We start from the raw sequence: 14,689 nt of genomic DNA on the forward strand, positions 1-14,689 counted from the left end.
CTTCAAATATCCCCGCCGGAGGCATCTCTCTCTTTGCCCCGGCGCAGATAGATAGACTGATAAAAAGGACCAACACATGCGTCTTGCAAACAAAACAGCCATCATCACCGGCGGCGCTCAGGGCTTTGGCGCGGGCATTGTCGACAAATTTCTCACTGAGGGCGCCAAGGTGCTGGTGGCGGACATCAATGGCGAGGCAGCCGCCGCCAAAGCCGCCGAGCATGAAAATGCCACCCCCTGCACCGTGGATGTGGCGGATGCCGCCAGCGTACAGGCGATGATTGACACCGCGCTTGGCGCTTGGGGGCAGATCGACATTCTGGTGAACAACGCCGGTGTCACCCATCTGCCCGCCCCGATGGAGACTGTCACGGAAAGCGATTTTGACCGCGTCTTTGCGGTGAACTGCAAAGCCATTTACCTGATCGCACAGGCGCTTGTGCCGCATATGAAATCCCGCGCTGCAGGCGCGATCCTCAACATCTCCTCCACCGCAGGGCTGTCCCCGCGCCCCAATCTCAACTGGTACAACGCCTCCAAAGGTTGGGTGAACACCGCCACCAAAGCCATGGCCGTCGAACTCGCCCCCCATGGCATCCGCGTCAATGCGCTCAATCCCGTGGCCGGTGAAACCCCGCTCCTGAAATCCTTCATGGGCGAGGACACGCCGGAGGTGCGCGCCAAATTCCTCTCCACCATCCCGCTGGGCCGCTTCTCCCAACCCGAAGACATGGGCAACGCCGCCGCTTTCCTCTGCTCTGACGAAGCTTCCATGATCACCGGCACGCTGATGGAGGTCGATGGCGGGCGCTGCATCTAAAGCGCCTATCTTTCAGGCATCCAGCACGAAAACGGACCAACACTTAAGCAAACCGCAGCGTCACCTCCGCCATGCAGCCCTTCGCTGCGTGGCGCAACGCTGCACTGCGGCACTATCCCGAGGCACCCGCCACAGCCGCCCCGGAATCATCTCACCGTGCCAGCCAAGCTCACCATCCTCGTCGTGGAGCCCGACAAAAACCGGGCCGATGCGATCATCGACAGCCTTTCTGAGACAGGAGACCACCACATCCGTGTGCTCTCCGAATCCACCGGCCTCGCCCGCTCTGTGGCCGAGCTGAACCCCGATCTTGTGCTGGTCGATGTGGCCAATCCCAGCCGCGACGCGATTGACGCGCTCACGCTGGCCTCCTCCCCGCTTGAACGCCCGGTGGCGATGTTTGTGGACCGCTCAGACGACAGCCTGACCAAAGCCGCGATTGAGGCGGGCGTGTCGGCCTATGTTGTGGACGGCATGCACCCGGATCGCGTCAAACCTGTGCTGGATGCCGCCATCGCCCGGTTTCACATGTTTGCCCGCATGCGCAACGAGCTGGCCGCCACCAAACGCGCGCTTGAGGAACGCAAGATCATCGACCGCGCCAAAGGTATCCTGATGCGCGCGCGCGGCCTGCCGGAGGAAGAGGCCTACGCCCTCATCCGCAAAACCGCGATGAGTCAGGGCAAGAAAATCGCCGATGTCGCCCAAGCCCTTGTGACCGCATCGGAGCTTCTGTCATGAGAACCCTGCCGCTCTCTGTGGGCTTCATGCCGCTTGTTGATGCCGCCCCGCTGATTGTCGCCCATGAGCTGGGCTTTGCCGAAGAGGAGGGCCTCGCGCTGCATCTGCAAAGCGCGCCTAGCTGGTCCACCCTGCGCGACCGGCTGGTGCTGGGCCATATTGAGGCCGCCCATATGCTCGCCCCGGTGCCCGTGGCGATGGCGCTGGGTCTGGGCGGTGTCCCCACCAAGCTCGACGCGCTCTGCGTGCTTTCGGTCAATGGCAACTCCATCGGCGTCTCCAACGCGCTGGCCGCAGAGCTCTCCGCCAAACATCCCCTGCCCGATTTTCTCGATGCCGCGCAGGCCGGTCAGGCCCTTGCCAATCTGGGCCGCACCCTGCGCGTCGGTGTGCCGTTCCCGTTTTCCATGCACGCAGAACTTCTGCACTACTGGCTGGCCAGCTCGGGCCTCAACACGCCCGAGGCGCTGGACATGCGCATCATCCCGCCCCCGCTGATGGCGCAGGCCATTGCGGCTGATGAGATCGACGCCTTCTGCGTGGGCGAGCCTTGGGGCTCCATCACCGTGGAACAGGGCGGCGGCCGGCTTTTGCTCGCCGGGGCTGCCATCTGGAACTTCACCCCGGAAAAAGTGCTCGCCGTGCGCCGCGACTGGGCGCAGGCCGAGGATGATCTCACCGGCCGCCTGATGCGCGCGGTCTGGAAGGCTGGGCGCTGGCTGGCCGATCCGGCGAAACGCTCCACCGCCTCAGACATCCTCGCATGGCCCGAATATCTCGACGTCTCCGCCGAAATTCTGGATCGCGCCCTCAGCGGTCAGATGCTCACCCACCAAAGTGCAGCCAACCACAGCGTGCCCCGCATGCTCGAGTTCTTTGACAGCGCCGCCACTTTCCCATGGAAAAGTCAGGCCGCCTGGATCGGCACCCGCATGGCCGCCCGCTTCGGACTGGACCGCGCCCAATCCGCCGCCACCGCCGCCACTGTTTTCCGCTCCGATCTTTACCGTCGCCACCTCGCCCCGCTGGGGGCAACCCTCCCGGCAGCTTCAGAGAAATGCGAAGGCGCTCTGGCACACCCAACAGCGATGAAAGCCACCAATGGCCCGCTCACCCTCGGCCCGGATCGTTTCTTTGACGGACGCATTTTCGATCCGGCCCAACCCGAATGATGAAAAATTAGGCAAACACCCTGCGTCACGCGGCGACGCAGCATAAATCCGGCGATTCGTGCTTGAGCAAAGGCGCCGTGACCCGCCAAATGACCTTAACGCGGAACAAGGACGTTCCGCCCTATCAGCCCCCGAAGCCGGGGACATCCTGAGCAAAGCCGCTCGACCTGATACCGCCTCCTCCTCCCGCGGTGTCTTGGTCAGCGGCTTTTTTTTCGTTCCCCGCCCGCCTCCATCCAACAGGGCAAGCAAAAGGACACTTAAGATGAAACGCATTGCTTCCATTCTCACGGCCACAACCATGTTTGTGACCCCGGCCATGGCCGAACTGGAACTTGAGAAAGACGAGCTGACATTTGGCTTCATCAAACTCACCGACATGGCGCCGCTCGCCGTGGCCTATGAGCAGGGCTACTTTGATGACGAAGGCCTGTTTGTCACGCTGGAAGCACAGGCCAACTGGAAAGTTCTGCTGGACGGTGTGATCGACGGCCAACTGGACGGCGCGCATATGCTCGCAGGTCAGCCCCTCGCCGCCACCATCGGCTACGGCACCGAAGCCCACATCATCACCCCCTTCTCCATGGATCTGAACGGCAACGGCATCACCGTCTCCAACCAGATCTGGGAAGAAATGAAACCGCACGTGCCGCTGATGGATGATGGCCGCCCACAGCACCCGATCTCCGCATCCTCGCTGAAGCCTGTGGTGGAAAAATACACCTCTGAGGGCAAGCCGTTCAACATGGGCATGGTGTTCCCGGTCTCCACCCACAACTACGAACTGCGCTACTGGCTCGCCGCCGGTGGTCTGGAGCCGGGCTATTATTCCCCCGAAAACATCACCGGCCAGATCGGCGCGGATGTTCTGCTCTCTGTGACCCCACCACCTCAGATGCCAGCCACCATGGAGGCGGGCACCATCTACGGCTACTGCGTGGGCGAGCCTTGGAACCAGCAGGCCGTGTTCAAAGGCATCGGTGTGCCTGTGATCACCGACTACGAACTCTGGAAAAACAACCCAGAGAAAGTCTTCGGCCTGAACGCCGAGTTTGCCGAGAAATATCCCAACACCACGCTGGCCGTGACCAAAGCACTGATCCGCGCCGCCATGTGGCTCGATGAAAACGACAACGCCAACCGCGAAGAGGCGGTGCGCATCCTCAGCCAGCCGGAATATGTGGGCGCGGACTATGACGTGATCGCCAACTCCATGACCGGCACCTTTGAATATGAAAAAGGTGACAAGCGCGACGTGCCCGACTTCAACGTGTTCTTCCGCTACAACGCGACCTACCCATTCTACTCCGACGCGGTTTGGTATCTGACCCAGATGCGCCGCTGGGGCCAGATTGCCGAGGCCAAGCCGGACAGCTGGTATGACGAAGTGGCGAAGTCTGTCTACAAGCCCGCCATCTACCTCGAAGCGGCCCGCCTGCTGGTGGATGAAGGTCTCGCCAACGAAGCAGACTTCCCATGGGACAGCGACGGCTACAAAGCCCCAACCCCTGCCGAAGATATCATCGACGGCATCGCCTATGACGGCCGCACCCCGAACGCCTATCTCGACAGTCTGCCCATCGGCCTGAAGGGCGACCAGCGCGTCGTCGGCACAGAAGTGCAGGGCTAAATCACCACCCGTCGCCAGAGAGCCCCTTCCCCCCTCTGGCGACGCAACGGGCGGGCTGTTCACCTTTGCCCGCCCCGCGATTTTCCACCGTCGCGATACAGCCGCAATACCGACGCGATACCGACACGCCATTTCGCCGTTAACCTTTCACGCAACAGCGCCCCGAGCCACTCAAAGCCGCCACGCAAAGCCACGGACATATCCATGACCACAATCGACCCACAATCCATTGCTGAGGAAGACCGCGAAGCCAAACGCGCCCGTCTCTTCACCCGCATCAACAAGGCCGACGCTTGGTTCCAAGTCCTCGGCCTGAGCTTCATCACCCCGATCCTGAAAGCCGCCGCAGGCGACAACCCAAAGGCTCAAGCCACTGAAATCTGGCGACTTTTGGGCGTGCCGCTGCTCGCCATCTGCGTCTTTCTCGTGCTTTGGGGCAACCTCGCCCCCAAGGTGCAAACCTCCCTCGGCGCGGTGCCCGGCCCCAAAGAGGTCTGGACCGAAGCCGTCAATCTGCACGAAGACGCCCAGGCCAAGGCCGCCAAAGAAGCGAAGTTCATGGAACGCGTCGAGAAGCGCAACGCCAAGTTCATCGCCGCCGGCCAGCCGGAAAAAGTCAAAGATATCAAGTACACAGGCAGCCCCAGCTACTACGATCAAATCTGGACTTCGATCAAAACTGTGTTCTTTGGCTTCCTGATCGGCTCCGCCATTGCGATCCCTCTGGGCATCATGGCGGGCCTGTCGCTCTATGCCAACGCCGCCATCAACCCGCTGATCCAGATCTTCAAACCGGTCTCCCCACTGGCATGGCTCCCCATCGTCACCATGGTGGTCTCCGCCACTTACACCGTGGATGACGGTCTGTTTTCCAAAAGCTTCCTGACCTCTGCAATCACCGTAACCCTTTGTTCTCTCTGGCCAACTCTGATCAACACCTCTCTGGGCGTGGCCTCCATCGACAAGGATCTGGTGAACGTCTCCAAGGTTCTGAAGATGAACACATGGACCAAAATCACCAAGCTGGTACTGCCGTCTGCCCTGCCCCTGATCTTCACCGGTCTGCGTCTGTCGCTCGGTGTGGGCTGGATGGTTCTGATCGCCGCAGAGATGCTCGCCCAGAACCCGGGTCTTGGCAAATTTGTCTGGGATGAATTCCAAAACGGCTCCTCCAGCTCACTCGCCAAGATCATGGTCGCGGTCTTCACCATCGGGATCATCGGCTTCCTGCTCGACCGCCTAATGTACGCGATCCAGTCGCTCTTCACCTTCAGCGCAAACCGGTGAGGTCAAACAGATGAGTGTTCTGAAATTTGAAAATGTTTCCAAGAGCTTCGGGGAAGGCACCCACACCACCCACGTGCTCAAGGACATCAATCTCGAAGTGCAGGAGGGCGAGTTCCTCGTTCTCCTGGGCTTCTCCGGCACCGGCAAAACCACGCTGATCAACCTCATGGCGGGCCTTGAGATGCCCACCAAAGGCACCGTCAGCTTCAAGGACAAACCGATCACCGGCCCCGGCCCGGAACGTGGCGTGATCTTCCAAAGCTACTCGTTGATGCCCTGGCTCACCGTGAACGGCAACGTCCGCCTCGCGCTGGACAGCGTCTTCCCGAAAATGCCCAAGGCAGAAAAGGAAGAGAAAGTCGCGCATTACGTCAACATGGTGGGTCTCAGCCACGCCACCGCACGGCGCCCGGCAGAGCTGTCCGGCGGCATGCGTCAACGTGTGAACGTCGCCCGCGCACTCGCCATGAACCCCGAAGTTTTGCTTCTGGATGAACCCCTTAGCGCGCTTGACGCCCTCACCCGCGCCAATCTGGCGGATGAAATCGAAGCCATCTGGGACGCGGAGAAAAAGACTTGCGTGCTGATCACCAACGATGTGGATGAGGCCATCATTCTGGCAGACCGCATCATCGCGCTGAACCCTGACGGCACGCTGGGCCGCGAGTTCAAAGTCAATATCGAGCGCCGCCGCGACCGGATGGAAATGAACCACCACGAAGGTTTCAAAAAGCTGCGCGCCGAGGTGACAAAATACCTGATGGACGTGGGCATCGAGGCCAAGGCCGAAGGCTCCAGAGTGCTGCCTGACGTGACTCCGATTCACGGCGTGCCTGCAGCGGTCAAAGATGCCCAGAAGGGTATGATCGACCACAACTTCCTCGACTTCTCCCAACTGCATAAAGTCTATCCCACCCCCAAAGGTCCACTGACCGTAGTGGAAGATTTTGATCTCAAAATTCAACGCGGTGAGTTCATTTCGCTGATTGGCCACTCCGGCTGTGGCAAGTCCACAGTGCTGACCATGGCCGCCGGTCTGAACGCCATTTCCAAAGGCGGCATCCGTCTGGACGGCCGCCACGTTGAAGGCGCGGATCCGGAACGCGCCGTGGTGTTCCAATCCCCCAACCTCTTCCCCTGGCTCTCCGCCAAAGAGAACGTCGCGATTGGGGTGGATAAGGTCTATCCCAAGGCCAGTCAGGGCGAACGGCAGGACGTGGTGGAATACTATCTGGAGCGTGTTGGTCTGGCCGACGCCATGGACCGCCCAGCGCATTCCATGTCCAACGGCATGAAACAGCGTGTCGGCATCGCCCGCGCCTTTGCCCTCTCACCAAAACTGCTGCTTTTGGATGAGCCTTTTGGGATGCTCGACAGCCTCACCCGCTGGGAGCTGCAAGAGGTTCTGATGGAAGTCTGGGACCGCACCAAGGTGACAGCCATCTGTGTGACTCACGATGTGGACGAAGCCATCCTTCTGGCGGACCGCGTGGTGATGATGACCAACGGCCCACAGGCCACCATCGGCAAGATCGTCGATGTGGATCTGCCCCGCCCGCGCAGCCGTCAGGCACTACTCGAGCATCCAGACTATTACCGGTACCGCCAGGACGTTCTTGATTTCCTTGAGGAATATGAACACGGCGCGAAGCCAAAGCCCAAAGTAGCCAAAGCCATCGCTGCGGAGTGAATATGACACAGAAACTTATCATCATTGGTGCAGGCATGGCCGCGGGCCGCGCTCTTGAGCACCTGTTTGAACAAGCGCCGGACGCCTATGACGTCACCTTGTTCAACGCCGAACCGCGCGGAACCTACAACCGCATCATGCTGTCTCCTGTCCTGTCCGGGGACAAGAGCTTTGAAGAGATCGTCACCCATACCGCGGAGTGGTATGAGGAAAACGGCGTGACCTGCCGCTTTGGCGAGAAGGTTGTGAACATCGACCGCGCTGCCAAAACTGTGACCTCAGACACCGGCGACGTGCTGCCTTATGACAGGCTGGTCATCGCCACCGGCTCAAACCCGTTCATCATCCCGCTCCCCGGTCATGATCTGGACGGCGTGATTGCCTACCGCGACCTGGAAGACACCAACGCTATGATCGCTTTGGGCGACAAGCCAGACGCCAAAGCCGTGGTGATCGGCGGCGGTCTGTTAGGCCTTGAAGCAGCCGCAGGTCTTGCCCTGCGCGGCGTGGATGTGACCGTGGTGCACATCATGGGCCACCTGATGGAACGCCAGCTTGATGAGGCGGCGGGCTACCTGCTGCGCAAGGCGCTGGTGGACAAAGGCATCACCGTCAAATGTTCTGCCAACTCCAAGGAAATCCTTGGCGAAAACGGCAAAGTCAAAGCGCTGCTGCTGGATGACGGCACCGAATTGCCCTGTGATCTTCTGGTGATGGCCGTGGGCATCCGCCCCTCCGTCGTATTGGCCTCTGACGCCGGTCTCGCAACCGGGCGCGGCATCCACGTAGATGACCAGATGGTCACCTCCGACGAGAATATTCTCTCGCTTGGGGAATGTGTTGAGCACAACGGCGATGTCTTTGGCCTCGTTGCACCGATCTTTGATCAAGCCAAGGTGCTTACAAAAACACTGCTTGGCGAAGAAGCCTCCTTTGTGAACAAAGAGGTGGCAACCAAGCTCAAGGTGACCGGTTGTGATCTCTTCTCCGCCGGTGATTTTGCTGATGGCGAGGGGCGCGAAGACATCGTCTTCCGCGATCCGGCACGAGGTGTCTACAAGCGTCTTGTGATTGAGGAAAACCGCATCGTTGGTGCGGTGATGTACGGCGATACTGCAGATGGAAACTGGTTCTTCGGGCTGATCAAAGACCGCGAAGACATTTCTGAGATGCGCGATACGCTGATCTTTGGCCCAGCCTATCAGGGGGGCGACTCCCTGGACCCTATGGCGGCCGTTGCAGCCTTACCGGCTGACGCAGAAATCTGCGGCTGCAACGGCGTATGTAAAGGTCAGATCGTGGACGCCATCGGCAATGGCGCGACCACTTTGGAAGATGTTCGGGCAGTGACCAAGGCCTCCGGATCCTGTGGAACCTGCACCGGGCTTGTGGAACAAGTGCTTTCGGTCACTCTGGGTGATGATTTTGTCATGCCAGCTGCCAAATCGGTATGCGGCTGCACCGATCTCACTCATGAGGATGTGCGACGCCTGATCAAGTCCCGCGCGTTGAAATCTCAGCCGGCGGTTTGGCAGGAACTCGGTTGGAGCACGCCAAACGGTTGCCACGTGTGCCGGCCAGCGATCAACTACTACCTTCTGGCGGATTGGCCGTTGGACTATGCGGATGATCCACAAAGCCGTTTTGTGAACGAGCGCAATCACGCCAACATTCAGAAAGATGGCACTTATTCAGTTGTGCCGCGCATGTGGGGTGGGATCACCACCCCGGACGAGCTGCGCGCGATTGCAGACGCGGCGGATAAGTTTGACGTGCCAACGGTCAAAGTCACCGGCGGCCAGCGCATCGACCTGCTTGGCGTGAAGAAAGAAGACCTGCCCGCAATCTGGTTTGATCTGAACCAAGCGGGGCTTGTTTCCGGGCATGCCTATTCCAAAGGCCTGCGTACGGTGAAAACCTGTGTCGGCACAGATCACTGCCGCTTTGGCACGCAGGACAGCACGGGGCTTGGCATCAAGCTGGAAAAGCACCTCTGGGGATCTTGGACACCCCATAAACTCAAGCTCGCGGTCTCTGGCTGCCCACGCAACTGTGCGGAGGCAACCTGCAAGGACATTGGCGTGATTTGTGTGGACTCCGGCTATGAGGTGTCTGTTGCCGGTGCAGCGGGCATGGAAGTCAAAGAGACCCAACTGCTTTGCAAGGTGGGCTCCGAGGAGGAAGCCATCGAGGTGATCTCTGCCATGACGCAGATCTACCGCGAGAATGCCAAATATCTAGATCGCATCTGGAAATGGGTCGACAAAGTTGGGCTTGATTGGGTCAAGGCGCAGATTGTGGACGATCTGAAGAACCGCAAGGCGCTGGCCGAACGGTTTGAAATTTCACAATCCGTCTATCGTACAGATCCTTGGGCAGAACATGCCCGTGAGAAGGCGGAAACCTATCAACCGATTGCAAACCTGACACTGGAGGCTGCCGAATGAGCTGGATCGACATTTGTGACTTGAGTGACATTCCTTTGCGCGGGGCACGCATTGTCAAAACGGCAGTGGGCTGTGTTGCGGTGTTTCGCACCGATGATGCCGAGGTCTTTGCAACCTCAGATCGCTGCCCGCACAAAGGCGGCCCTTTGTCGGAAGGCATCGTCCACGGCAAGAAGGTCACATGCCCGCTGCACAACTGGGTATTTTCCTTGGAATCCGGTGAAGCGCAGGGGGCGGACGAAGGTCAGATCGCCACCTATGCGACGCAGGTTGTTGAAGGACGTGTCTTGCTGGATGCCAGCGCGCTGACAACAGGTGTGGCCGCAGAATGAGCCAAACTGTGTGCACCACCTGCCCTTACTGCGGCACAGGCTGCGGGGTCTTGGCGACACCAACAAAGGATGGGGCGCTCGCGGTCAAGGGTGACCCTAAGCATCCCGCCAATTTCGGGCGTTTGTGCTCAAAGGGCTCTGCGTTGGGAGAAACCGTCTCACCCGAGGGCCGCCTACTGACCCCAATGATCGGGAAAAAACAGACAAGTTGGGACACTGCGCTGAATATTGTGGCTGAAAAATTCAAAGCCACTGTTGCAGAACATGGCCCGGATTCCGTCGCGCTATATGTTTCTGGGCAATTGCTTACCGAAGACTATTACGTCGCCAATAAGTTCATCAAAGGCTACGTCGGTACCGCCAATATAGACACCAATTCCAGACTTTGCATGGCCTCAAGCGTTGCGGGCCACAAACGCGCCTTTGGCACTGACACTGTGCCGGGTACGTATGACGATCTTGAACTGGCAGACCTTGTCCTTTTGACAGGATCAAATCTGGCTTGGTGCCATCCAGTGCTGTACCAACGCCTGTCAGCGGCCAAAGCCAAACGCCCGAATATGAAAGTGGTGGTGATTGATCCACGGCGTACAGCAACATGCGACCTTGCCGATTTGCATCTTGGGCTACGCGCAGGAACAGATATCGCCTTGTTCAACCACTTGCTGAGAGCGTCTTACGAACAGGGGTGTGTCGATGCCGAATTTGTCGCGCAACATGTCACAGGGTTTGATGACACCCTTGATGCCGCAAGCGCCACCGATGTGACGGTGACCGGGCTCTCCGCCCAAGATATCGACACGTTTACACGCTTTTGGCTCACCACAGAAAAGACCGTCACCGTCTTTAGCCAAGGGGTCAATCAATCAGATCATGGCACCGACAAAGTCAACGCGATCATAAATTGTCACCTTGCGACCGGGCGTATTGGCAAAGCTGGTATGGGCCCACTTTCAGTCACCGGGCAACCCAATGCCATGGGTGGGCGGGAGGTCGGCGGGCTGGCAAACATGCTCGCGGCCCATCTCGACATCGAGAACGCCGACCATCGCGCAGCCGTGCAAAGCTTCTGGCAGTCGCCAACCGTTCCGGAAAAAGCTGGCCTAAAGGCTGTCGATCTGTTCCGTGCAATTGGCGAAGGCAAGGTAAAGGCGCTTTGGGTGATGTGCACAAACCCCGCAGTCAGCATGCCCGATGCGAAAGCCGTGCGCGCAGCCATTGCCGGATGCGATTTTGTGGTGGTCTCTGATATGTTTGGTGACACCGACACAGCCGAGCTGGCCGATGTGGTGCTTCCCGCCACGGGTTGGGGAGAAAAGGACGGCACCGTCACCAACTCTGATCGTACAATCAGCCGCCAACGCGGATTTTTGCCGCCCACAGGCGGCTCTCTTCATGACTGGCAGGCCATCTGTGGTGTTGCAAAGCGCATGGGATTTTCAGACGGATTCAATTTTGACTCCCCGGCGCAGATTTTTCGTGAACACGCCGCTTTGTCAGGCGTCGCAGCCGCCTTGGGCAAAGACTTCGACATTTCTGGCTTCGCTGATCTTTCCGACACCGACTATGACGCACTACAGCCAACACGTTGGCCGTTTCCAGCACATAAAACGCTGTCTGATCGCATGTTTCAGGACGGCAGATTTTTCACGCCAACGGGGCGGGCAAACATGCTCCCTATTGCGCAGCCTGTTTCGCAAACGACGTCCACAGACACCCCCTTCAGGCTCAACACTGGGCGCATTCGCGATCAGTGGCATACACAGACACGCACGGCGCGGTCACCTCGCTTAAATCAACACTACGGAGAACCCTTTCTGGAAATTCACCCAGAAGACGCGCTGGCCCTTGGCCTACGGGCTGCGGATTTGGCGACACTCAGCAACGCGCATGGTCAATCTATTCTTCGGGTATTGATCACAGATCGCGTGGCAAGGGGCGAAGTGTTTGCACCAATACACTGGACAGCCGCAACCGCGCCGAGCGGGCGTATTTCTGATGTTGTCTCCCCCAAGACTGATCCTTTTTCCGGCCAGCCAGACAGCAAAGCCGCCGAGGTGGGCATTCGTCCCTTTGCGCCGAAATGGTATGGGTTTGCAGTTTCACAAAGTGAACTTCACCCCAAGTCAGACTATTGGGCAAAATCGCGCCTTGAAGCTGGTTGGCAATATGAGTTGGCACATCAAGAGATGCCAAACTGCTGGGAAACCTATGCAAGGTTGCTATTTGACGCGCAGGACGCAGAAATTTCCAGCGTTTTGGATGCCTCACGCGACTCAGCGCGCATCGCGTTTCATAAGAATGGCGTCCTGATCGGCGCTTTGTTTGTGAGCGACCGTCCGGTTGCGGTCTCGCGTAGCTTCACGGGAAGTCAGCTGGGGTCGGAGAGTGAGACTGTGTTGCTCGGTCGGCCTGCCGTAGGGCAGCCTGATCCTGGCCCAACCGTTTGCGCCTGTTTCAGCGTCGGAGTGAACAGCATTCTGAAGGCCATCGAAACGCAAAGCCTCGTCTCAGTTGAGGCGATTGGCGAAGCACTTTCAGCTGGCACAAACTGCGGCTCCTGCAAGCCAGAACTCGCCGCCCTTCTGCACTCTGCTCAAAGGCGGGTCGCGGCTGAGTAGCCTTGTGCTGGCACCCAAGAATCTCTATTCAGCGGTCAACTCGAAAAGTGTTGATCGTCTCACTTGTTGCCAATATGCAACAAATGAGACGTGTTGGTCGCCAGTTTCGCGTGCAATCCGGCGCTATCCCGCGATTGAAGGCTTGGTATTCGCAACTCTTAGAGCCCAACCATTTTTGAAATGGTCATTTAAAATGTCGCATTTTTCACACAAGGGGGCGGTTTTCGCACACTCCACCAAAACAGATCGAGAAGGCGTTTTGGTGCTCTAAAAACTTTGCCAAGCTTGCCACATTTTCCTTGCTTTGAGTCGCGTTCAGATCGCAGCATGTCAGAAAACGACAAAATCAGCATGGGAGTCTCCAATGAACAACGAACTCAAGTACCTGAGCCGTCAGGCGGCGTTGGGCAAACTGTCACGCCGTCATTTCCTCGGACGCGCCGGTGCACTGGGTCTTTCCGCCACTGCCGCGACGACGATGCTCTCCTCTGCCGTTCACGCGGCCGGCCCACAAAAAGGCGGGACACTGCGCATTGGTCTGCAGGGCGGATCCACAACCGACAGCATGGATCCTGCGCTGGCAGCCAATACCACAGCGGTCAACCTGATCCGCATGTGGGGCGAGCCACTGGTTGAGCTGACTGATGACGGTGGCTTGCAAGGTAAGGTGGCAGAAAGCTTTGAAGCCTCTGCCGATGCAACGACATGGACGTTCACCATTCGCAACGGCATTACCTTCTCAAACGGTCAAGCCGTTACTGCAGAAGATGTTGTTGCAACAATCGACCGCCATGCCGGCGAAGACACGAAGTCTGGCGCTCTTGGCCTCTTGCGGGACATCAAAAATGTGCGCGCCGACGGTCGCACGGTGATCGTTGAACTGAACAACGGCAACGCGGACTTGCCGTATCTGATGAGTGACTATCACCTCATCATTCAGCCAAACGGCGGCAAAGACGCTCCTGACGCAGCCATCGGCACAGGCCCCTATATCATGAAAGAAATTGATATGGGCGTGCGCTTTGTTGCCGAGAAAAACCCGAACTACTGGGGTGATCTTGGCCACGTTCAGACAATCGAAATGCTGGTGATCAACGACAACACCGCCCGTGTTGCGGCGCTGCAATCCGGTCAGGTGGACATCATCGACCGCGTTCCACCGCGTACAGCGGGCCTCGTTGCACGTGCACCAAACATCACAGTGACCTCGACCGCAGGCCCAGGCCACTATGTTTTCATTGCGCACACAAATACGGCCCCCTTTGACAACCAAGACCTGATGATGGCGCTCAAGTATGGCATCAACCGTCAGGAGATGGTCGACAAGATCCTGTTTGGCTATGGCTCGGTTGGGAATGACACGCCAATCAACGCGTCCTATCCAATGTATCAGGCGCTGGAGCAGCGCGAATATGATCCAGAAAAAGCAGCGGACTATTTCAAGAAATCTGGCCATTCCGGCCCAGTTCTACTGCGGACATCCGATAACTCCTTCCCAGGCGCACCAGACGCAGCTGCCCTGTTCCAGCAGTCTCTGAAAGCGGCAGGCATTGATCTTGAGATCAAACGCGAACCAAACGATGGTTACTGGTCTGAAGTTTGGAACAACAAGCCATTCTGCACCAGCTACTGGGGTGGTCGTCCTACTCAGGATCAGATGTTCACCACAGCGTATCTTTCCACAGCTGACTGGAATGACACACGCTACAGCAGCGAACAATTCGACCAGTTACTCATCGCAGCGCGTGCCGAGCTCGACGAAACCAAGCGCAAACAGATGTACACCGATATGGCAACCATGCTGCACAACGAAAGCGGCCTGATTTGCCCGATGTTCAATGATTTCGTGGATGCCCATACCGACAAACTTGGTGGATGGGTTGAAGGCGTCGCAGGGTTCTCTCTGATGCATGGCTATGCAGCGCAGCGCATGTGGGTGACCGCCTGAT

The 14,689-nt window shown here is 58.4% G+C and carries 10 protein-coding genes; all 10 read left to right on the top strand.

Annotation, left to right across the window (positions count from 1 at the left end):
- The first annotated feature begins 76 nt into the window (after positions 1–76).
- The 10 genes from J7413_RS05235 to J7413_RS05280 all read left to right on the top strand — a co-directional run bounded on the left by J7413_RS05235 (position 77) and on the right by J7413_RS05280 (position 14,688).
- A complete protein-coding gene (locus J7413_RS05235) occupies positions 77–820 on the top strand; it encodes an SDR family oxidoreductase (protein ID WP_209096979.1) in 744 nt (247 codons plus the stop codon).
- A gap of 156 nt (positions 821–976) precedes the next feature.
- Positions 977–1,561: an ANTAR domain-containing protein gene (locus J7413_RS05240; protein WP_209096981.1), complete on the top strand. Its 585-nt coding sequence runs from the start codon at positions 977–979 to the stop codon at positions 1,559–1,561.
- On the top strand, positions 1,558–2,733 hold the full coding sequence (locus J7413_RS05245; protein ID WP_209096982.1) for a CmpA/NrtA family ABC transporter substrate-binding protein: 1,176 nt from the start codon (positions 1,558–1,560) through the stop codon (positions 2,731–2,733). The genes J7413_RS05240 and J7413_RS05245 overlap by 4 nt, the downstream gene beginning before the upstream one ends.
- Positions 2,734–2,998: 265 nt before the next feature.
- Positions 2,999–4,363, top strand: a complete 1,365-nt coding sequence (locus J7413_RS05250) for a CmpA/NrtA family ABC transporter substrate-binding protein (protein ID WP_209096984.1) — start codon at positions 2,999–3,001, stop codon at positions 4,361–4,363.
- Between the two features lie 204 nt (positions 4,364–4,567).
- Complete coding sequence (locus J7413_RS05255) at positions 4,568–5,650, top strand: ABC transporter permease (protein WP_209059436.1); 1,083 nt, start codon at positions 4,568–4,570, stop codon at positions 5,648–5,650.
- 10 nt (positions 5,651–5,660) lie between these two features.
- A complete protein-coding gene (locus J7413_RS05260) occupies positions 5,661–7,340 on the top strand; it encodes an ABC transporter ATP-binding protein (RefSeq protein ID WP_209096985.1) in 1,680 nt (559 codons plus the stop codon).
- A gap of 2 nt (positions 7,341–7,342) precedes the next feature.
- Positions 7,343–9,787 (top strand): nitrite reductase large subunit NirB, encoded by a 2,445-nt coding sequence (gene nirB / locus J7413_RS05265; RefSeq protein WP_209096987.1) that lies wholly within the window; start codon positions 7,343–7,345, stop codon positions 9,785–9,787.
- Positions 9,784–10,119 (top strand): nitrite reductase small subunit NirD, encoded by a 336-nt coding sequence (gene nirD / locus J7413_RS05270; RefSeq protein ID WP_209096989.1) that lies wholly within the window; start codon positions 9,784–9,786, stop codon positions 10,117–10,119. The genes nirB and nirD overlap by 4 nt, the downstream gene beginning before the upstream one ends.
- Positions 10,116–12,740: a nitrate reductase gene (locus J7413_RS05275; RefSeq protein ID WP_209096991.1), complete on the top strand. Its 2,625-nt coding sequence runs from the start codon at positions 10,116–10,118 to the stop codon at positions 12,738–12,740. The genes nirD and J7413_RS05275 overlap by 4 nt, the downstream gene beginning before the upstream one ends.
- Positions 12,741–13,104: 364 nt before the next feature.
- Positions 13,105–14,688 carry an ABC transporter substrate-binding protein gene (locus tag J7413_RS05280; protein ID WP_209096992.1) on the top strand — a complete coding sequence of 528 codons (1,584 nt, stop codon included), beginning with the start codon at positions 13,105–13,107 and terminating at the stop codon, positions 14,686–14,688.
- Position 14,689 lies beyond the last annotated feature (1 nt).

The sequence above is a fragment of the Shimia sp. R10_1 genome (genome assembly GCF_017744095.1).
In the GTDB taxonomy this organism is placed as follows: domain Bacteria; phylum Pseudomonadota; class Alphaproteobacteria; order Rhodobacterales; family Rhodobacteraceae; genus Shimia.